Source organism: Prochlorococcus marinus CUG1417 (genome assembly GCF_017695975.1).
In the GTDB taxonomy this organism is placed as follows: domain Bacteria; phylum Cyanobacteriota; class Cyanobacteriia; order PCC-6307; family Cyanobiaceae; genus Prochlorococcus_A; species Prochlorococcus_A marinus_AG.
Map to the genome: position 1 here is coordinate 493,475 of NZ_JAAORN010000002.1, position 20,167 is coordinate 513,641.

Below are 20,167 nucleotides of genomic sequence, written 5' to 3' on the forward strand. Positions count from 1 at the left end.
CAACCAATTCTATATTTCCAACTTACTTAATTTAAAAACAATGGTCGCTGCATCTGTTTCATTAGAATCACTTTGTGTAAATAGTATAAGAATGCTTGCTGTAGATGCAGTAAATAAATCTAATAGTGGGCATCCTGGTTTACCAATGGGATGTGCTCCTATGGGTTATGCGTTATGGCATAACATACTTAATCACAACCCGAATAACCCAAAATGGTTCAATAGAGATCGTTTTGTATTATCAGCTGGTCATGGCTGCATGCTGTTATATTCCTTACTTCATTTGACAGGATATAAATCAGTATCTATAGATGATATTAAAGAATTTAGGCAATGGGGATCAAAAACTCCTGGGCATCCAGAAACATTCGAAACTGAAGGTGTTGAAGTTACAGCTGGGCCACTTGGAGCAGGAATTTCAAATGCAGTTGGTTTAGCAATAGCTGAAACTCACTTAGCAGCTAAATTTAATAAGCCTGATTGCAATATTGTTGATCACTATACTTACGTAATAATGGGTGATGGATGTAATCAAGAAGGTATTGCATCAGAGGCCTGCTCACTAGCTGGTCATCTTAAGCTTGGAAAATTAATTGCACTTTACGACGATAACCAAATTACAATTGACGGGCGAACCGACGTTTCTTTCACCGAAGATGTCTTAAAAAGATACGAAGCTTATGGATGGCATGTGCAACATGTTGAAGATGGAAATCATGATGTTAAAGGAATAACTGAAGCTATCGAGAAAGCGAAATTAATTACTGACAAACCTTCAATAATAAAAATTTCTACAACCATAGGTTATGGTTCTCCCAATAAATCAGATACTGCTGGAATTCATGGAGCAGCTGTTGGAGAAGAAGAAGCTGCATTAACGAGAGAGTTTCTTAATTGGGAATATCCTCCATTTGAAATACCAGATGAAGTATATGCGCACTTTAGAAATGCAATAAACAAAGGCGAAAATTTAGAGAAAGAATGGGATTCTAAATTTGAAGAATATCAAAAAAAATATCCCTCTGAAGGAGCCGAGTTAAACAGAATGTTAAAAGGCCAATTACCTGAAAATTGGGACTCAGATCTACCCTCTTATACACCTGATGATAAAGGTTTAGCAACCAGAAAGCATTCACAAATATGTTTAGGTGCTTTAGGACCTAACCTGCCTGAATTAATTGGTGGATCAGCAGATTTAACTCACTCTAACTACACAGATATAAAGGGGGAAACTGGATCATTCCAGCCTCATAGTCCCGAAAAAAGATATTTACATTTTGGTGTGCGGGAGCATGCTATGGCAGCAGTACTTAATGGTATTGCCTACCACAATAGTGGTCTTATTCCTTATGGTGGAACTTTCCTTGTTTTCGCCGATTATATGAGGGGTTCAATGAGGCTTTCAGCACTCAGCGAATTAGGAGTAATCTATGTATTAACCCATGATTCAATTGGTGTAGGAGAAGACGGGCCAACACATCAACCTATTGAAACTATCCCCTCTCTTCGTGCCATGCCTAACATGCTAGTTTTCAGACCAGGAGATGGAAATGAGACAAGTGGAGCTTATAAGCTTGCTATTCAAAATCGAAAAAGACCTTCTGCCCTTTGTTTAAGTAGACAAGGTATGCCAAATCAAGAAAATACTTCGATCGACAAAGTTGCTCTAGGAGGATATATAGTTTCCGATTGTGAAGGAACTCCAGATCTAATATTTATTGGTACTGGAAGCGAACTGAATCTTTGTATTGAAGCAAGTAAGGAAATTTCAAGCTTAGGTAAAAAAATTAGAGTTGTCTCTATGCCTTGCGTAGAACTTTTTGAAGAGCAAGAAGAATCTTACAAAGAAAGTGTTTTACCTAGTAGTGTGAAAAAGAGAGTTGTAGTAGAGGCTGCCCATTCATTTGGTTGGCATAAATATACAGGTTTTGATGGAATTTGTATTACTATGGACAGGTTTGGCGCATCAGCACCAGGTGGCGAATGTATGAAAAATTTTGGATTTACAGTCGAAAACGTAGTAAATAAGACGAAGGAAATTCTATAACTACTAATTAATAATTACGCTGTAGTATTACATTCTTCAAGCTTATCTTTTAACTGATCAAGAGATTCATCAGAAATCTTTGAATTCATTGGACAATGTTTAGGTCCACACATTGAACAAAATTCTGCTTTTTTAAATATTTCTTCAGGTAGTGTCTCATCATGATACTGCTTTGCCCTTTCCGGATCTAGCGAAAGTTCGAATTGTTTATTCCAATCAAAGTTATACCTTGCATGACTAAGTTCATCATCTCGATCACGAGCTCCAGCTCTATGTCTTGCTATATCAGCAGCATGCGCAGCTATTTTATAAGCAATTAATCCTTCTCTTACATCTTCTGCGTTTGGTAGACCTAAATGTTCTTTTGGAGTTACATAACATAACATAGAGGTTCCATACCAGCCCGCCATCGCTGCTCCAATAGCACTTGATATATGGTCGTAACCGGGAGATATATCTGTAACTAATGGGCCAAGGACATAAAAGGGGGCTTCTGAACATTCTTCCATTTGCTTTCTCACATTAAACTCAATTTGATCCATAGGTACATGACCAGGACCCTCAACCATTACTTGAACATTATGTTCCCATGCTCTTCGAGTAAGTTCGCCTAAGGTCTTTAATTCAGCTAATTGAGCATCATCAGAAGCATCATGCAAGCATCCAGGTCTTAATGAATCTCCTAGAGAAAAAGTACAATCATATTTCTTAAAAATCTCACAAATATCATCAAACCTTGTGTAAAGAGGATTTTGCTTAAAATGATGTAACATCCATTGGGCTAAAATACCTCCCCCCCTACTGACAATTCCAGTAATTCTGCCTTTGACCTTCGGCAAATGCTCTATTAACAGGCCAGCATGAATAGTTTGATAATCTACTCCCTGCTGACAATGTTTTTCAATAATATGAAGGAAATCGTCTTCAGTTAGTCTATCTATTGAACCATGTACACTTTCTAAAGCTTGATAAACAGGAACTGTTCCTATAGGAACAGGGGACTCATTAATAATTGCTTGACGTACTTCATCTAAATTTACTCCTCCTGTAGAAAGATCCATAACTGTATCAGCCCCATATTTAACTGCTAACTTGAGCTTCTCCACTTCTTCATTGATATCACTTGCATTAGGTGAGGCACCAATATTAGCATTTACTTTGCATCTAGAAGCAATACCTATAGACATTGGCTCAAGATTCAAATGATTAATATTAGCTGGAATAATTAATCTTCCTCTTGCCACTTCTTCCATTATAAGAGAAGGGGGAAGATTCTCTTTTTTAGCAACAAAATCCATTTCTTCAGTGATATGATCATTTCTCGCAAAGTGCATCTGAGTTACATTATTTTTTCCAAGGCGAGGCTTAATCCAAGAACTTCTCATAATTTACAAAATTTTTAAATAGTATTATTACTAAAGTTTGATCAAATCTTCACTTCCCAGCATCAAGATTAATGATTCAGGTTCAAAGGGTATGATCTCAGCTAAGGTAAATTCCCTAGCACCCCTAGTATTTATCTTATTAATAGCTCTTTTCTAAAAAATAGTCATCTCATATTGCATAAAATAAATAATATTACTTTATTTAAGTTTTTGATAAGACTTTATCTTTTTTAAAATATTTTTCCTATCTACTTGTCTACTAATACCCCTCTCCAAAATAATTACAATCCCCATCAAACCAATAGGAAAATAAAAAATCTTCCGAGAATTGTCTCTAAATATCAAGCCGATAGCTGATATGAGGATCATACAAGGAGCCACAAAAGATAAAATAAATCTTTTATTAATTTTCATTAGCCAATTGTATTAATCTTTTCATTGTTTAATTTTACTATGGATTCTGTTATCACTTTAATACCAACAGCAATAGCTCTTTCATCTGGATCAAATTTCGAACTATGAAGGGGAGCACATCCAGTTGATCTAGAAACGCCGAGCCTAAACATAGCTCCTGGAATCTCATTTAAAAATTCAGCAAAATCCTCAGCTCCTAATGATGGTTTTTGTAATTCGATAACATTTTCTTGACCCAAAACCTTTATTCCCGAATCTCTTAGGACTCTGTTAATCTCAGAATTATTATTAACTGCCGGAGTGATTTCTCTAAACATTACTTTTACTTCCGCTCCGCAACTATTAGCTAAAGAAGTGATATTTTCATTAAGCCAATTACCAATATTCTTAAATACTTTACGATTAGTGCATCTAACCGTACCAGTTAAATTAACCTTTTCTGCAAGAACATTGAATGCGTTGCCTCCATTTATTTTTCCAAAAGTTATTACTACAGGATCTAAAGGATCTAACTTCCGTGTTATTGATTCTTGAATTCCCGAGATAACTCTAGAAGCCACCCAAATAGAATCAACTCCTTCATGAGGTCTAGCACCGTGGCCTGACTTTCCTTTAATCTCCACCTTAAGTTCTCCCGCAGCTGCAGTTAAACTTCCTTCTTTAATGCCAATAGTCCCTACGGATAAATCGGGGTAGACATGAACTCCCAAAATATGGGTTAAACCATTAGTTGCACCATCTTTAATCATCCATCGAGCTCCACTCGCAATTTCTTCAGCGGGCTGAAAAATTATTCGAGTCCCGAAATTTAGTTTTAAATCCTTAATAATTTTTGCCACACCCAATCCAATCGATATATGCAAGTCGTGACCACAGGCATGCATAACACCGTCTACTTTTGAAGAAAAACTTAATTTAGTTTCCTCAAATATTGGCAAAGCATCCATATCCACTCTCAAACCTATAATACCTTTATCTAAGGGCCCAAAATCAGCTATAACTCCTGTCCTACCAATAGATTCTCTAACATTCCAACCAATATTTTTTAAAAAACCACTTATTAAGATCGCTGTTTGATTTTCAAGTCCACTTAATTCCGGATGTGCATGGATATGTCTTCTTAAGTTAATTAATTCATCATTAAACGAATCAATTTTTTTACAAAACTGATCTCTATTCATTACTTATTTTAAATCGACAAAGTTCATTAAATCTTTAATTGGTTCTGGAGGCCATCTTCTTATTTTTTTTAACCATTCTTCATCACTATATCTAGGATCTAATTCAGTGACCGCTATCCAATTACTTTCTGCTTTCCCAGATTCACCTTTAGACCAATTTAAGGCTGTTAAAGCTGCCCTAGCATCTGCAAAAGTTGGATAACGTCTAATTAAATTTTTTAGTTCTTTTTCAGATTCATCAATATTTCCCAACTGGAAATCTGCTAATGCCATACTTGACCTCGCCATCGCAAATCCAGGATTATATAAAGAAGCTTTAGAAAATAAATCTCTCGCCTTTTTCCAATTTGATGTAGATCCTTCTACATTAGCCAAATTATATAATGCAGAGAAATTTGTACTATCTTGCGAAATAACTAACAAATAATCTTCTTTAGCTTGCGACCATAAACCCAATGCTTCCTCTGCTATCCCCCTGTTAATATATGGATCTATTTCACTAGGATTCAAACTTATTGACTTATTTTGGTCTTCTATAGATCCCTCTACATCTCCAATAACAAGTCTTACATTTCCTCTATTGCTCAAACCTGCAGCATCATCAGGATATGAATCGAGATATTGATTCCATGCTTGTAAAGCGAGATTAAATTTTCCACTCGAACTTAGATCTAATGCATTTTGAAACAAATTCTCCCTAAAAGATAATGAATAGCATGGCGAAATATAAAAAATATTCAAAAAAACAAAAATTAATAAAAAACAAACCTTAACTTTTTTAAAAGTTCTCATTCTTTGAATCAATGTACTTTTTCCCTAAAGCAGTAAGCAATCTTCCTCGAGGAGTTCTCGTTAAGAAACCAATTTGGATTAAATATGGCTCAATTACAAATTCTAACATTGAAGAATCCTCACCCAAACCAGCTGCGATTGAATCGAGGCCAGTTGGAATATTATTGTTTTGGTTTAGAAATGATAAATATTGTCTATCTAAAGGATCCAATCCCTTTTCGTCTATTTGGTAAGAATTTAAAGCTTTTTTTATTAAATTAACAGAGATATCATTAGTATTTTTCACAACTTGAGCATAATCTCTAACTCGTCTTAATAATCTCAAAGCAATTCTTGGAGTACCTCGAGATATCTTTGCTAAATCATAAGATGCTTTTTCATCTAAATTAAGGTTGATTAATCGAGAGAAATTAACAATTATTTGCTTTAATTCATCATATGTATAAAGTTCAATTTTCTGAGATATGCCAAATCTATCTCTTAGAGGAGCACTAATTGAGGCTAATTTAGTTGTCGCACCAATAAGAGTGAATCTAGGAAGATTAATTGTTCTGCAACGAGCTCCTCTATTAGCTCCCATAGTTAAATCCAGTCTAAAATCCTCCATTGCTGAATATAACAGCTCTTCAGTTAATTTATTTAAGCGATGTATCTCATCGATAAATAAAACTTCACCTTCTTTTAATCCAAGCAATAAACCTACAATATCTCTAGGTCTTTCAATTGAGGGTGCAGTGGCTATCCTACATTTTGTATGCATTTCATGGGCTATTAAAACAGCTAAAGTAGTCTTACCTAAACCAGGCTGTCCATATAAAAGCGTATGCTCCATGGGTTCTTTCCTATAAATTGAAGCATCAATAGCTATTCTTAAAGAGGACTTAAGTTTTTCTTGGCCAATAAATTCTTGTAAACTAAGAGGCCGAGCTAAGTTAAGATTATTATTATTTCTTTTTTCTTCTGGAATGATTTTTGAATCAACTAGCCTAAGTTCTTTTTTACTAAAAGGAAAGTCATTATTACTTATATTGGAGGAAATTATTGCCATAATGAAAGGTTAATTGCAATTGTTCTGAGTAGAAAGCTTTTTTACAATTAAAATGGCAAAAAATTCAAATAAAGTTCAAAAAAATTCTAAAAAAGAAAATAATTTTAAACGTTTAGCTGAGAATAGATATGCAAAATTTCAATATGCAATATCTGAAACAATAGAAGCTGGAATTGAACTTTTAGGGACAGAAGTAAAGTCTATTAGAAACGGGAAAGCAAATTTAAGAGACGGGTACTGCTCATTCAGAGATGGTGAGATTTTATTGTTAAATGTTCACATTTCACCACACAACAATGTAGGGTCTTTTTTTAATCATGATCCATTAAGGAATAGAAAGTTGTTACTGCATAAGAAAGAAATAATAAAACTGAAATCCAATACTGAAAAAAAAGGAATGACTATTGTGCCATTATCTCTTTATTTAAAAGGGTCATGGATAAAAATAGCTATTGGGGTTGGTAAAGGTAAAAAGTTACATGACAAACGACAAGATGAAAAACAAAAAACTATAAAAAAAGAAATCAACTCTGCACTAAAAAGATAAAAATATTATTCAGACTTATTAAAAACTATTAATCTAAACTTACTGAAATTGGTGGAGGAGAAGGATCTGGATCTGCAATTAACATATGTTGTAGGACAGTTTCAGGCCTCTCACTATCTCTCCAGCGAATTTTGTATGCAGGCATTTTTGTACCCCTGCTAGTAGTTTGCTCTACAGGTTCAATAACCCATCCTCTTCTAGATCGGCCTTGAGGATTTCTTTTCACAACTGCATCCGCATGTTTAAAACGGAAACCAACACGTTCACCACTCATTTCAAAAATTTCGTATTGGATAGATTTACTTATTTTACTTCATTCAAGGGTAATTTTTCATTTTTATTCGAAGTTATTTCTGGTTTTAACAATGGGAAAGGGATTACATCTCTAATTGATGGACTATTGGTAATTAACATAATGAGTCGGTCAATACCTATGCCTAATCCTCCCGTAGGAGGCATGCCAATCTCTAAAGCATTCAAGAAATCTTCATCTATGCAATGCGCCTCAAAATCTCCTTCATCTCTAAGGGATTGCTGTAATTGCATTCTTTCTCTTTGATCTACTGGATCTATCAACTCACTAAAAGCGTTTGCTAGTTCTCTACCAACTATAAATAATTCAAATCTCTGAACCATTTGTTTATTATCAAGATGAGGTCTAGCTAGAGGAGAAATTTCAATAGGATAATCGATAACAAAAGTGGGTTCTATAAGTTCTGACTCGACTTTTTGCTCAAAGACCTCATTTAAAAGTCTCCCAATAGTATTAACTTTATTAGAAAATTCAACATTTATACTTTTAACGGCTTCTTTTGCTGCTTGAAAGTCTCCATCAAATGAATCAAAATCAATTCCTGTATATTTTTTGACTATGTCTTTCATTGATATTCTTGACCAAGGTTTGGAAAAATCAATTTCCTTATTTTGGTAATTTATAACCAAAGAGCCACATGCTTCAGCTACGACGTCTCTAATAAGTTCTTCTGTTAATTGCATCATATCTACATAGTCAGAAAAAGCTTGATAAATTTCAACTGATGTAAATTCTGGATTATGCTTTGTACTTATCCCCTCATTACGGAAAATTCTTCCCAATTCATAAACCTTGTCAAAGCCTCCAACAACCATTCTTTTTAAATGTAATTCAGTAGCTATTCTCAGATAAAGAGGAATATCTAATGTATTGTGATGAGTAATAAATGGTCTTGCCTCCGCACCACCAGCTTCAGATTGCAGAATTGGAGTCTCTATCTCTAAAAAATTTTTATTATCTAGCCATTTTCTTATAAAACTTATACATTTTGCTCTTGTTTTAAATACATTTTTAGAGTGGGGATTAACTATTAAATCTAGGTAACGTTGTCTATATCTTTTTTCGATATCAGTCAATCCATGCCATTTATCAGGTAAGGGAAGTAATGATTTAGATAACATTTCCCATTTTTCTACTTTAACTGAAAGCTCACCTTTATTAGTTTTTTTTATAGTTCCAAGAACGCCAATCCAGTCACCAATATCTACTAATTCCTTAATATCTTGAAAAGAAAGTAACTTTTGGTTTTCTAAATCGCAATTAATGATACTTTTATCTAGATAAAGCTGAATCTGACCTTCTTGATCGCTTATTGTAAAAAAAGCAATTTTACCCATTACCCTTTTCGTCATCACTCTACCAGCAAGAGAAACAGTGAAGTCTTCCTCTTGACCATTTTCTAAATAATCAAATTTTTGAATAAGAAATTTTGAATGATGCGAAACTCTAAAACTTTCTGCATAAGAAGCAAATCCCCTACTAACGAGTGAATTAGCTTTTTGTAGACGGGAATCTCTTATTTCAGACAAAATTTACTTTGGAATATTTGTTTTATTTAATAAAAGTATCAGACTGAGTCTCAACTTGCCAAAGATGTTGCAGTTTCGCCAACTCTCTGAGATGCATATCCAATTCCTCGAACAGTTAATATTAATTCTGGATTTCTTGGATCTGGTTCCAATTTACCTCTTAGTCTAGCTACATATACATCCACAACCCTTAAATCTGCTGCTCTGCGAGGAGGATAACCCCATAACTGTTCTAATATTTCAGCTCTTGGAACAACTTTACCTGGCTCATCGAATAATAATTCTAGGAGGCTAAATTCAGTGTAAGTTAAGCTGATTCTTTCCCCAGCTCTAGAAACTTGTCTACGATTAGTATCAACTACTAAACTTCCAAATTTCATAACTCCTTTGCCAGATGGAACCTCTTTAGTTTCTGTAACAGATACAGTAGGACCCATTCTCCTCAAAATAGTAGCAATCCTAGCTTCTAGCTCTTTTGGGCTAAATGGTTTAGATAAGTAATCATCAGCACCTAAATCCAACCCTGCAACTCTTTCTGAAATTGCCTCTAGAGCGGTTAAAAATATTATTGGAACTACTGATTCTGCTCTAATTCTTCTACAAACTGCGAATCCGTCCATTTTTGGAAGCATAACATCAAGAACTATCAAATCTGGGGAATCTCTGTGGAATGATTCAAGAGCTTCTTCACCGTTAGTAGCTGAATAAACTTGATATCCTGCAAGCTGGAGTCTTGTGACTAATACCTTCAAAACTGCTGGTTCATCATCAACAACTAAAATTCTTGCTTTTGACATAGATTAAAAAAGATTTCAAGATATTTCAAAGCAAAGAATTATTGCATTGAATATATATTCTAACAATTAAAAATATAACATTAAGACATACTCAAAGGGATAATTCCTATGTTTTACAAAAATACTAAATAATTTAAGAAATAAATTTTTTGAACATATCTCACTTCTTTAAAAGTTAATTTTTGTAATTTTCATTGAAGATTTAAAGATTCTCATAAGCTGGGAGCAAATTAAAGGAGCAAAAAGACCTGTAAGAAAAACTTCAGCTAAAATATTTTTAATGCTGGGCATAAAAAGTAAAAAAGTACTATCTGAAAAATTTTTAAACAAAATCTGTAAAAAATAAAGGATCCCACATAAAAAACTTCCAAAGGAACAAATTAAACCATACCTAAAATGACCCACCAAAATGTCCCTATTTAACTTAATTCTCCCGAATAAAATTCCACATAAAATTAAACCTGGTATTTGAGTAAAATTACTATCCAGAGTTAAAGAATCTAAAATTAGTCCTAAAAACAAACCCAATATTAGTCCATTAATTGATCCGTTTATCATTGACCAAGGCAATAACCAAAATAAAGGCCAATATGGCTGAACGCCTAAAAATCCAAGCCAATTAGGATGCCATAAAAAAACAATTGGTACAAAAATAAATGTGAAAAAAGATGATTTTTTTGTGAAAAATTTATTCATTAAATTTTTACTTTTAAAATTTGCACCCAATCAATTACTTGCGGCTTTGCCAAAAGTGATATTTTTGCGGTTTTTTTTGCTTTAGAAGACTTATCTACTGATTGGACAATACCAATAGGGATATTTGGAGGTAATAAAGTGCTAGCAGGAGAAGACGATACAAAATCTCCGACTTTTATATCAGCATCTTTTGAATAAAGTATTAAGCTTGGATGATCATCTCCTAAACCAACCAATAATCCATTAATTTGAATTCTATCCACCCATACACCTACCTTACTTTCAGGTGAAGTTAATAATGTTACCGATGAAGTATATAAAGAAGTATGATTTACCCTTCCTAATAATCCACCAGGGCCAATAACAGTACTACCAATTTCCACGCCATCTTTTGAACCTTTATTTAATATTATCTGTCTCCACCAATTACCAGTTTTTCTCGAAATCACTGCAGCTGAGATATGTTTATTACTAGAAGACTCATGAAGAGATAAAATTTTACGCAATCTTGTATTATCTTTTTTAAGAAGATCTAAATTTATTAAAGACTCTTGGTCAATACTTTTGAGAATAACTTCTTTTTGAAATTGCCCAGGCCAAAAAGGCTTTGAGATGAAATAATAAAAATCCTTGTAAATAGATCCTTTTGATATTCGTACAAAAACTAAAAATAAAAAAATTCCAAAAAATATCCAATTTTTCTTTCTTTGCCACCAACGACTAGTAGAAATTCGTCGGATCTGGAACATAGTATTAATCTCTTATCGCGTTCCTTACAAAATCTGGAGTATCAACAACTCTTTTAAGTTTCTTGAAATCATCCAAAACCTCCCCACAACCATTAACTACGCATAGCAATGGATTTTCTGCTATGTGAGTAAAAATTCCAGTTTCATCGCTCAATAAATCATTGATACCCCTTACTAAAGCTCCACCTCCAGCAAGCATAATTCCCCTATCAACAATATCCGCAGCCAGTTCAGGGGGAGTTCGCTCTAAAGTTCTTTTTACAGCTTCAACGATCTTGCTAAGTGTATCAGCCATAGCTTCTCTAATTTCTCCTGATGTCAAAGTTACTGACCTTGGCAGGCCTGATAAAAGATGTAAACCTCTAACCTCTAAAGTAGTTTTATCAAAATCATCATCTGGAAATGCAGATCCAATTTTGATCTTAATATCTTCTGCAGTTCTCTCTCCAACAACTAAATTGTGAACTTTTTTAAGATATATGGCAATTGATTCATTTATTTCATCGCCAGCTATTCGAACAGATTCACTTAACACAGTTCCACCCAAACTCAATACTGCAACTTCAGTAGTACCGCCACCAATATCGACAATCATAGTCCCAATTGGCTCAGTTACTGGTAATGATGCTCCTATTGCTGCTGCAACTGGTTCATCAATTAAGTGAACTTCTCTAGCTCCAGCTAATCCAGCTTCTCTTACTGCTCTTCGCTCAACACTGGTCACTCCACTTGGAATGCCTATAACTATTCTTGGGGCTAATATACCCTTGCCTTCATTACATTTTTGAATAAATGTTTTTATCATTTGCTCTGCTGCATCAAAATCTGCGATAACACCATCTCTTAGAGGTCTTACAGCTCTTATATTGCCAGGTGTTCTTCCAAGCATTAATTTTGCTTCTTTACCGACAGCCAATGGGATCCCTTCTTCTAAATCCATTGCTACTACTGAAGGCTCTTGTAGAACAACTCCCTTCCCTGATACATGTATGAGAGTATTGGCAGTTCCTAAATCTATGCCAATATCTCTAGAAAATTTGAATCTGTTAAAAATCACAATAAGAATTCTTTCTTAGTAAATAATATATCTATTTTTTGTTAAGCTCTCGTAATTATCTCATTTAGTTATGAATAGCACGCAAAACTTTGAACAGAATCTAGAAATATGATTATTATAAAAAAAAAATTTTATGGACATTAACACTATTAATCTAGTTGGCAGAGCTGGTAGAGAACCAGATGTCAGATACTTCGAATCTGGTAGTATCGTGGCAAATTTCACTATTGCAGTTAATAGAAGAAGCAGAGATGAAGAGCCAGACTGGTTTAATTTAGAAATATGGGGTAAACAAGCTCAAATTGCAGCAGATTACGTTAAAAAAGGATCATTAATTGGAATTACAGGTAGCTTTAAAATTGATAGTTGGAAAGATAAAAATAGTGGGGAAGATAGATACAAACCAGTTGTTAGAGTCGATAGATTAAATTTGCTGAGCTCCCGAAAAGAGTCTGATAATAACCAATATTCTAATAGTAGTAACTCTAGTGAAATCCCTTTTTAAGCTCTATTTTTTTTATAAAATCTAATAAGTATTCTTATGAAGAAATATAAACAAAATAAAATTAAAATTGGCTTTATAAAATATTTGATTTGATCTGAGTAAGTTTCAATGATGGAATAATTTTCACCAAATATATAACCTGCATACGTGAGAAGTGCTACCCATATTAAGCTCCCAAATGTAGTCCAAATCAAAAATTTTCTTAATGGCATAAGTTCTATGCCAGCTGGAACTGAGATTAAAGTTCTTATACCTGGAACTAATCGGCCCCAAAAAACAAGAGAAACCCCGTATTTATCAAACCACCTTTTACTTTTATTTAAATCATTAGAAGAAAGACCTAGATATTTTCCTTTTTTATCTAAATAATTTGAAAGTTTTTTTTCATTTACTAATCTACCTAAATAATACCAAGGCAATGATCCTAAAATAGTTCCAAGTAATCCCCAAAAAACTAAAATATAGAAATTTAATTTTTGTTGATAAACGAAAAAACCTCCCAATGGCATTATTATTTCCGAAGGAATTGGAGGTATTATATTTTCTAAAAACATAGCCAAACAAATAGTAAGGTATGCAATTGTTGAATTTTTTTCAACAGCCAAACTAATATAGTCAGGAATTGAAGTAAGAAAATTTATAAAAATTAAGGTCAAATTTAATATCTATAAAACTCTGGTTTATAAGGTCCTTCAACAGAGACATTAATATAATCAGCTTGTTCCTTAGTTAATTTTGTTAATTTTGCACCAATTTTATCAAGATGTAATCTAGCTACCATCTCGTCTAAATGTTTTGGTAAAACGTAAACCTTTTTAGCATATTTTTCAGACTTATTGAAAAGTTCAATTTGAGCTAGTACTTGATTAGTAAAAGAATTACTCATAACAAAACTCGGATGTCCAGTGGCACAACCTAAGTTAACTAATCTACCTTCAGCTAAAAGGATTATTTTATTACCACTCGGTAAAGTTATATGATCAACCTGCGGCTTAATATTTTCCCATGGATAATCTTTCAATGAGGCCACATCAATTTCATTATCAAAATGGCCGATATTACAGACTATGGCCTCATCTTTCATCTTGACAAGATTTTGATTTGTTATTACCTGATAGTTCCCAGTTGCGGTAACAAATATATCTATATCTTCTACAACATCTTCTAATGTAACAACGCTAAAACCTTCCATTGCAGCTTGGAGGGCACAAATTGGATCAACTTCAGCAACTTTTACAATTGCACCAAGTCCTCTTAGAGACTGAGCTGAACCTTTACCAACATCTCCAAAACCCATCACTAACGCAACCTTCCCAGCAATCATCACATCAGTGGCACGCTTTATACTGTCAACAAGGGATTCTCGGCAACCATATAAATTATCAAATTTGCTCTTGGTTACTGAATCATTAACGTTAATAGCAGGAAAAGGTAAAGCATTTTGCTTTTGCAGTTGATAAAGTCTTGCAACTCCCGTTGTAGTTTCTTCAGTGACACCAATTATATTACTCTTAATTCTAGAGTAGAAGTCACTATCATTTTTCAACTTGGACTTAATAGAATTGAATAAAGCAATTTCTTCTTCATTACTTGGTTTATCTAGAACAGATAAATCTTTTTCTGCTTTACTACCTAGTATCAACAGGCCAGTTGCATCTCCCCCATCATCAAGAATCATATTTGGAGAATCTGACCCCCAATCAAGGATATAGTGGGTATATTGCCAATACTCATCAAGAGTCTCACCTTTTTTTGCGTATACAGAAATTCCTTGATCTGCTATAGCTGCAGCCGCATGATCTTGAGTTGAAAAAATATTACATGAAGCCCATTTAACTTCTGCACCAAGATCAACAAGAGTTTCTATTAAGACTGCTGTCTGAATAGTCATATGAAGACTTCCAGCTATTTTTGCACCTTTTAATGGTTTTTCAGATTGATATTTATCTCTAAGTGCCATTAAGCCAGGCATTTCCGTTTCAGCAATTTTAATTTCTTTACGACCAAAATCTGATAGAGAGATATCAGCAATTACGTAATTAGGTGTAGAGGTCTTCACTGAATTTGCAATAACCATATCTAGTAAATACTTTTTCTATTAAACTATAAATGATTTTTGTGTAATTTTGTGTTTGTTGAGAATTTAAAAGAGACTTTAGATTTAGGGAAAAAACTCTCACACAAATTAAATCCCCAATCAATTGTTTTGTTAAAGGGTCCAATTGGGGCTGGGAAAACTTCATTTGTTCAAGGCATTGCTAAAGGCTTATCAATCTCTGAGGACATTACAAGCCCTACATTTGCTTTGTCGCATCACTATAACTCCGGAAAAATTCCGCTCATTCACCTTGATTTATACAGGTTAGAAAATGTTTCTTCGGCAAAAGAATTTTTTTTTTCAGAAGAAGAAGAGGCCATACAAAAACAGGCTATTTTAGTTATTGAATGGCCAGAATTAATAGAAACAGTTATTGATGATTTTTGGAAAATAGAAATTAGATACGCTAAAAATTATGGTAGACACTACGAGATAAGAGATCCCAAAAATTTATTAACCTTCTCATAATATGGCTGTTGCTCGATAGCCCCTTCACCAAGGCAAGTTAATAAGCCACAAACACTTGCGAACATAATGCAATCTTTTATCTCAAGTTCATTCGTAGGATATCCAGAAGAAATTAATTTTGAAATTAAACCAGCTAGAAAAGCATCACCTGCGCCAGTTGTATCAACAATTTTTTGTGAAGTAGGAGTTTCGGTAATTCCCTGCAATCCATTGATATACCATGAAACAGGATTTTTCCCATCGGTTATTATTACATCTGGTCTATTGGACAATTGTTGAGATATTAGCAAGGGATTTTCATCCTCAAAAAACAAAGTTGATTCTTCCTTAGCAAGTTTTAAGACATTTGCATGATTTAAAAATTTCTTGATTAAATCAACTCTCGCGGCTTCACTAATTTCCAATGAAAAACTTGCATAATCCCAAAATACCTCTCTCCAATTCAAATCAATAACAATTCTTACTTCAAATTTTTTAGCCTGTTCAAGAAGAAAAAAAATAGTCTCTGCTGATATTGGAGATGATAATAAGATCGTTCCGGTAACCAAATATTTTGTTTCTAAAAAAGATTTCTCCAAATTTAAAATTTCTTTTTCGATCAATTTCTTACTGATAACTTCGTCTGCGAAGCATGAATAAGAACTTTCCTCAAAGCCTGAAAAAAAACGATCTCCAAATTGATCTCTATCTACATTCACCACGCGAGTAGATGAATCATTATCTATTTGCAAGAAATCTAGATTAACGCCCAATTCATTAAATTGCGAAATAAATTTTTTTCCATAATCATCACTACCCAAACTTCCTATAAATGTTGAATCTATTTTTAATTTTCTTAATGCACAGGCAACATTAGCAGGCGCACCGCCCAAAAAATCTGTAAATCCCTGATTTGATTTATTTCTGATTCTGTCTATTAAAGCCTCTCCAATACATACGACCTTATTCTTTTCCATAAAATAAACGCTTTCCTTAATTAAGAATAATTTAATAAAAACGAATAATTTTTTTTTGAATTAAAGTTTAATTAAAAGCATATTCATAGTGTCTTTAAATAAATCTAAAACTTGGAAGTGGAAAAATTGGGAAATTTCTTGGTCTTTATCAAAAGAATCTACTTCTGAAAAAAATATTAAAATTTTATTAGTTCATGGATTTGGAGCATCAAAAAACCACTGGAGACATAATCAAGATTTTCTTGGTAAATTTTCTAACTGCTACGCAATTGACTTGTTAGGATTTGGTAAAAGCAGCCAACCTAGTGCTTTATTAAATTACGAACCTGATAGAGAAAATTCAATTAAATATTCATTTGACTTATGGGGTAATCAAATATCAACATTTTGTACAGAGGTAATTAAATCTCCTGTTTACTTGGTAGGAAATTCAATTGGTGGTGTTATTGCATTGAAAGCTGCTGAAATGCTTAAGAATAATTGCAAAGGGGTCATTTTGATAGATTGTGCACAAAGAACGATGGATGATAAACGTTTAAAAAAAAGTGATATCTTAATGAATCTACTTAGACCTGTCCTTAAAACGATAGTTAGACAAAGAATAATTAGTAATACACTTTTTACAAGAGCTGCTAATCCAAAAGTTATAAAGAAAATACTTGAACAAGCTTACCCTTCAGGAAAAAATATAGATAAAGAATTGATTGAAATACTTTATCAACCCTCGCAAAGGAAAAATTCTAAAGAAGCATTTCGTGGCTTCATTAACTTATTTGATGATTATCTTGCTACTGATCTTTTCGATAAAGTTGATGCTCCAATCCAATTAATTTGGGGTGAAAAAGATCCTTGGGAATCTTTAAATGAAGCAAGAGAGTGGCAGAAAAAATTCAGGAATATTAAGAGATTAGATATTATTAATGGGGCTGGTCACTGTCCTCATGATGAAGAGCCTGAAGAAACAAATAAGTTAATATCTGAATTCCTTCAGGAAATAAAATAGGCTTCTACGTTATCACTAAGTCTTCTCAATCCTCTTAATCCATCTCGTTCTAGATTTCTTACTCTATCTCTACTTATACCTAGAACCCTGCCTATGCCTGTAAGAGACATTGGCTCATCACCGTCCATCCCATATCTCATTCTTAAAACCCTACATTGTAGGTCTGGTAATTGATGCAAAAGAGAATGAAGATCACCTCTCATGCAGTCCATTTCTATTTGTTCATCAGGCAAATCCTCACCACCTGCTAGTAAATCTAATAAAACGGTGTCTTCACCATCACCTACTTTAGTTTCAAGACTAACTGGCTGCCCTGCTTTACACATCAAATCTTTAACGTCTTCCTCAGGGAGTTCAACATATTTAGCAAGTTCGCTTACTGTAGGGGTTCTAGAAAGTTCTTGACTTAACTCTCTTTGACCTTTTTTCAACTTATTTAACATTTCAGTAATGTGAATTGGTAGCCTAATTGCCCTACTTTTTTCCGCTATTGCTCTAGTAATACCCTGTCGAATCCACCAGTATGCGTAAGTCGAGAACTTGTAACCTCTAGCTGGATCAAATTTTTCTACCCCTCTTACCAGTCCTATCGTTCCCTCTTGGATTAGATCTAGTAATTCCATGTTTCTTTTAGTGTATTTTTTTGCAACACTTACTACTAACCTTAAGTTAGCTGCAACCATTCTTTCTTTAGCTCTCTGCCCTGCTCTCAATCTTTTTTTTATTATGGAAGTGGTTAAATTTAATTTGCTTGATAATTCCTCGATACTTGGCTTATCTCCTGTTAATTCATAAATTTCCAATTCTGCCCTTTCAACTTGCATATATTCTTGGACCTGCCTACCAAGAGTAATTTCTTGCTCATGAGATAATAGTGGAACTCTCCCTATATCTCTCAAATAAGATCTGACTAGATCAACATCATTACTAGCTTTTAAAGTCGATATTGCTGTCAATTTATTCTCACTTAATGTTTCGGTAGACATGAAAGTTGAATGTTGTTTTGTAAACAATACCATTAAGAAATGTAAAGTTAAACCAAAAAAGCCCCAATTTTACAAAAATGAGAATAAATACCTAGTCGATCTAGACTGAAGAGCTACTTAATAGCCATCTTGCAGTACTTAAATAAATAAATACACCAGCAATATCGGTAACAGTAGTTATGAAAGGAGAGGACATTAAAGCTGGATCTAATCTCATTCTTTCAAATAATAAAGGAAGAATAGCACCTGTTGTAGCAGCTAAAGTTGTTATGGATATTAAGCTTATTCCTACCGCATATGCTATTAAAGGACCTTCTCCTTGCCACCAAGCAAAAGGAAAAACTACCACCATCATCAAAACACCTAAAAGAGCTCCAGTTATTGCCTCCTTTAATACAGCCTTTATGGCACCAAGAGACTTTATTTTTTGAGTACTTAAACCTCTAATGACGACTGTTGAACTTTGCGCTCCAACATTTCCCCCAGTACCTATGAGTAATGGAATAAATGCTGCAAGAAGAACTATTTCTTTTAATATTTGATCATTCATTGCAATAACTTTTGTCGTCAAACCATTAGCAAAAACCAAAATTAAAAGCCATAAAATTCTTCGCCGAACTATCGTAAACAAACTACTTTGAAAATAATCATCTTCATCGCCAGGCTGGACAGCTCCTGCCGCATAAATATCTCTTGTTGCTTCTTGCTCTATAACATCAATTAAATCATCGACAGTGACAATACCAACAAGTCTTTTTTCTTTATCAACTACTGGGAGCGCTAAAAAATCATATCTTTGAATTGCTCTTGCAACCTCCTCTTGATTTGTATTAGTAGAGATATTAACTACATCTTTTGTCATGACATCTCCAATTGGCTTAGATGGATCAGCAGTTACAAGATCTCTCAAGGAAAGAATACCCGTTAAATGTCTTTCTTTGTCAGTAACGTATAAGCTATAAATTGTTTCTGTAAATGGAGCTCTTTTTCTGACTAAAGAAAGAGCCTCAGCCGCTGTTTGCATCTCTTTTAGATCTATGAATTCCGTTGTCATTAATCTTCCAGCAGTTTCAGGCTCATATCCAAGTAATTCAGCTGTTACTTTTCTTTCACCAGGACTAAGGGCAGATAAGAATTTTCGCACAACTTTTGCAGGTAATTCGTCAAAAAGTTGGACCCTATCATCAGGAGACATTTTTTCAACGATTTCTAAAACTTCTCCTGAACGAAGTCTGTCTAACAAAGTTTGCTGAACTATTGGATCTAAATATTCATAAACCTCAATTGCCTCATTTTTCTTTAACAATCTAAATGCAAGTGCCTGCAATATTAATGGAAGGCTTCCAATAGCATCTGCGATATCAACAGGCTGGGAAGGTTCTAAAAGCAACTTTGCCTCATCATAATTGCCTGCCACTAGCAATTCTTCAAGTTGAATAGTAATGTTTTCCCTTATACTTAAATCTGAAGATAAGGATGTAACCGTTTCGAGATTATTTTCATTCATAAATATAAATCCCTCGTCAAAGTAACAACACCATTATATGAAATTTAAGTCATTTTTCTACTTATCCAATACCCAAAATACATTGTAAA

At 33.8% G+C, this 20,167-nt stretch carries 20 protein-coding genes; 5 read left to right on the forward strand and 15 right to left on the reverse strand.

The features are described from left to right. The first annotated feature begins 40 nt into the window (after nt 1–40). The gene (gene tkt, locus HA140_RS08820; RefSeq protein ID WP_209040727.1) at nt 41–2,047 is read left to right on the forward strand and encodes a transketolase; all 2,007 of its coding nucleotides are present in this window, start codon (nt 41–43) and stop codon (nt 2,045–2,047) included. 14 nt (nt 2,048–2,061) lie between these two features. Here the strand turns inward: tkt and thiC are convergent, their stop codons facing one another. From thiC to ruvB, 4 genes are all read right to left on the reverse strand, one after another. Then, complete coding sequence (gene thiC, locus HA140_RS08825; RefSeq protein ID WP_209040728.1) at nt 2,062–3,432, reverse strand: phosphomethylpyrimidine synthase ThiC; 1,371 nt, start codon at nt 3,430–3,432, stop codon at nt 2,062–2,064. A gap of 413 nt (nt 3,433–3,845) precedes the next feature. Further along, nucleotides 3,846–5,027 (reverse strand): amidohydrolase, encoded by a 1,182-nt coding sequence (locus HA140_RS08835; protein WP_209040730.1) that lies wholly within the window; start codon nt 5,025–5,027, stop codon nt 3,846–3,848. 3 nt (nt 5,028–5,030) lie between these two features. Then, nucleotides 5,031–5,819 (reverse strand): tetratricopeptide repeat protein, encoded by a 789-nt coding sequence (locus HA140_RS08840; protein ID WP_209040731.1) that lies wholly within the window; start codon nt 5,817–5,819, stop codon nt 5,031–5,033. Further along, nucleotides 5,806–6,867 (reverse strand): Holliday junction branch migration DNA helicase RuvB, encoded by a 1,062-nt coding sequence (ruvB, locus tag HA140_RS08845; RefSeq protein WP_209040732.1) that lies wholly within the window; start codon nt 6,865–6,867, stop codon nt 5,806–5,808. The genes HA140_RS08840 and ruvB overlap by 14 nt, the downstream gene beginning before the upstream one ends. A 52-nt stretch (nt 6,868–6,919) precedes the next feature. Here ruvB and smpB point away from each other — a divergent pair, with 52 nt between their 5' ends. Continuing rightward, the gene (gene smpB, locus HA140_RS08850) at nt 6,920–7,414 is read left to right on the forward strand and encodes an SsrA-binding protein SmpB (RefSeq protein ID WP_209040733.1); all 495 of its coding nucleotides are present in this window, start codon (nt 6,920–6,922) and stop codon (nt 7,412–7,414) included. A gap of 28 nt (nt 7,415–7,442) precedes the next feature. On the opposite strand, the gene HA140_RS08855 is transcribed toward smpB, so the two are convergent. The 6 genes from HA140_RS08855 to HA140_RS08880 form a co-directional block, all read right to left on the reverse strand. Further along, a complete protein-coding gene (locus tag HA140_RS08855) occupies nt 7,443–7,688 on the reverse strand; it encodes a hypothetical protein (RefSeq protein ID WP_209040734.1) in 246 nt (81 codons plus the stop codon). 29 nt (nt 7,689–7,717) lie between these two features. Further along, on the reverse strand, nt 7,718–9,256 hold the full coding sequence (gene lysS / locus HA140_RS08860) for a lysine--tRNA ligase (RefSeq protein ID WP_209040735.1): 1,539 nt from the start codon (nt 9,254–9,256) through the stop codon (nt 7,718–7,720). Nucleotides 9,257–9,306: 50 nt separating this feature from the next. After that, nucleotides 9,307–10,053, reverse strand: a complete 747-nt coding sequence (gene rpaB / locus HA140_RS08865; protein WP_075536992.1) for a response regulator transcription factor RpaB — start codon at nt 10,051–10,053, stop codon at nt 9,307–9,309. 168 nt (nt 10,054–10,221) lie between these two features. Continuing rightward, complete coding sequence (locus HA140_RS08870; RefSeq protein ID WP_209040736.1) at nt 10,222–10,749, reverse strand: hypothetical protein; 528 nt, start codon at nt 10,747–10,749, stop codon at nt 10,222–10,224. Then, complete coding sequence (gene mreC, locus HA140_RS08875) at nt 10,749–11,498, reverse strand: rod shape-determining protein MreC (protein WP_209040737.1); 750 nt, start codon at nt 11,496–11,498, stop codon at nt 10,749–10,751. Before mreC ends, HA140_RS08870 begins: the two co-directional genes overlap by 1 nt. A gap of 4 nt (nt 11,499–11,502) precedes the next feature. Further along, the gene (locus HA140_RS08880) at nt 11,503–12,555 is read right to left on the reverse strand and encodes a rod shape-determining protein (protein ID WP_308788978.1); all 1,053 of its coding nucleotides are present in this window, start codon (nt 12,553–12,555) and stop codon (nt 11,503–11,505) included. Between the two features lie 133 nt (nt 12,556–12,688). Here HA140_RS08880 and HA140_RS08885 point away from each other — a divergent pair, with 133 nt between their 5' ends. Next, the gene (locus tag HA140_RS08885; RefSeq protein ID WP_209040738.1) at nt 12,689–13,060 is read left to right on the forward strand and encodes a single-stranded DNA-binding protein; all 372 of its coding nucleotides are present in this window, start codon (nt 12,689–12,691) and stop codon (nt 13,058–13,060) included. Here HA140_RS08885 and HA140_RS08890 read toward each other — a convergent pair. Then, the gene (locus HA140_RS08890) at nt 13,057–13,716 is read right to left on the reverse strand and encodes a DedA family protein (RefSeq protein WP_209040739.1); all 660 of its coding nucleotides are present in this window, start codon (nt 13,714–13,716) and stop codon (nt 13,057–13,059) included. The two genes, HA140_RS08885 and HA140_RS08890, sit on opposite strands and share 4 nt — an antisense overlap. 2 nt (nt 13,717–13,718) lie before the next feature. Beyond that, nucleotides 13,719–15,137: an adenosylhomocysteinase gene (gene ahcY / locus HA140_RS08895; RefSeq protein ID WP_209040740.1), complete on the reverse strand. Its 1,419-nt coding sequence runs from the start codon at nt 15,135–15,137 to the stop codon at nt 13,719–13,721. A 51-nt stretch (nt 15,138–15,188) separates the two neighbouring features. On the opposite strand from ahcY, the gene tsaE reads away from it, so the two are divergent. Beyond that, complete coding sequence (tsaE, locus tag HA140_RS08900) at nt 15,189–15,626, forward strand: tRNA (adenosine(37)-N6)-threonylcarbamoyltransferase complex ATPase subunit type 1 TsaE (RefSeq protein WP_209040741.1); 438 nt, start codon at nt 15,189–15,191, stop codon at nt 15,624–15,626. On the opposite strand, the gene HA140_RS08905 is transcribed toward tsaE, so the two are convergent. Next, nucleotides 15,584–16,582, reverse strand: a complete 999-nt coding sequence (locus HA140_RS08905) for a carbohydrate kinase family protein (protein WP_209040742.1) — start codon at nt 16,580–16,582, stop codon at nt 15,584–15,586. The two genes, tsaE and HA140_RS08905, sit on opposite strands and share 43 nt — an antisense overlap. 88 nt (nt 16,583–16,670) lie before the next feature. Here HA140_RS08905 and HA140_RS08910 point away from each other — a divergent pair, with 88 nt between their 5' ends. Continuing rightward, nucleotides 16,671–17,585 (forward strand): alpha/beta fold hydrolase, encoded by a 915-nt coding sequence (locus HA140_RS08910; RefSeq protein WP_209040743.1) that lies wholly within the window; start codon nt 16,671–16,673, stop codon nt 17,583–17,585. Here the strand turns inward: HA140_RS08910 and HA140_RS08915 are convergent. Beyond that, a complete protein-coding gene (locus HA140_RS08915; RefSeq protein WP_209040744.1) occupies nt 17,570–18,571 on the reverse strand; it encodes an RpoD/SigA family RNA polymerase sigma factor in 1,002 nt (333 codons plus the stop codon). The two genes, HA140_RS08910 and HA140_RS08915, sit on opposite strands and share 16 nt — an antisense overlap. Before the next feature lie 100 nt (nt 18,572–18,671). After that, nucleotides 18,672–20,078 carry a magnesium transporter gene (mgtE, locus tag HA140_RS08920; protein ID WP_209040745.1) on the reverse strand — a complete coding sequence of 469 codons (1,407 nt, stop codon included), beginning with the start codon at nt 20,076–20,078 and terminating at the stop codon, nt 18,672–18,674. Nucleotides 20,079–20,167: the final 89 nt, after the last annotated feature.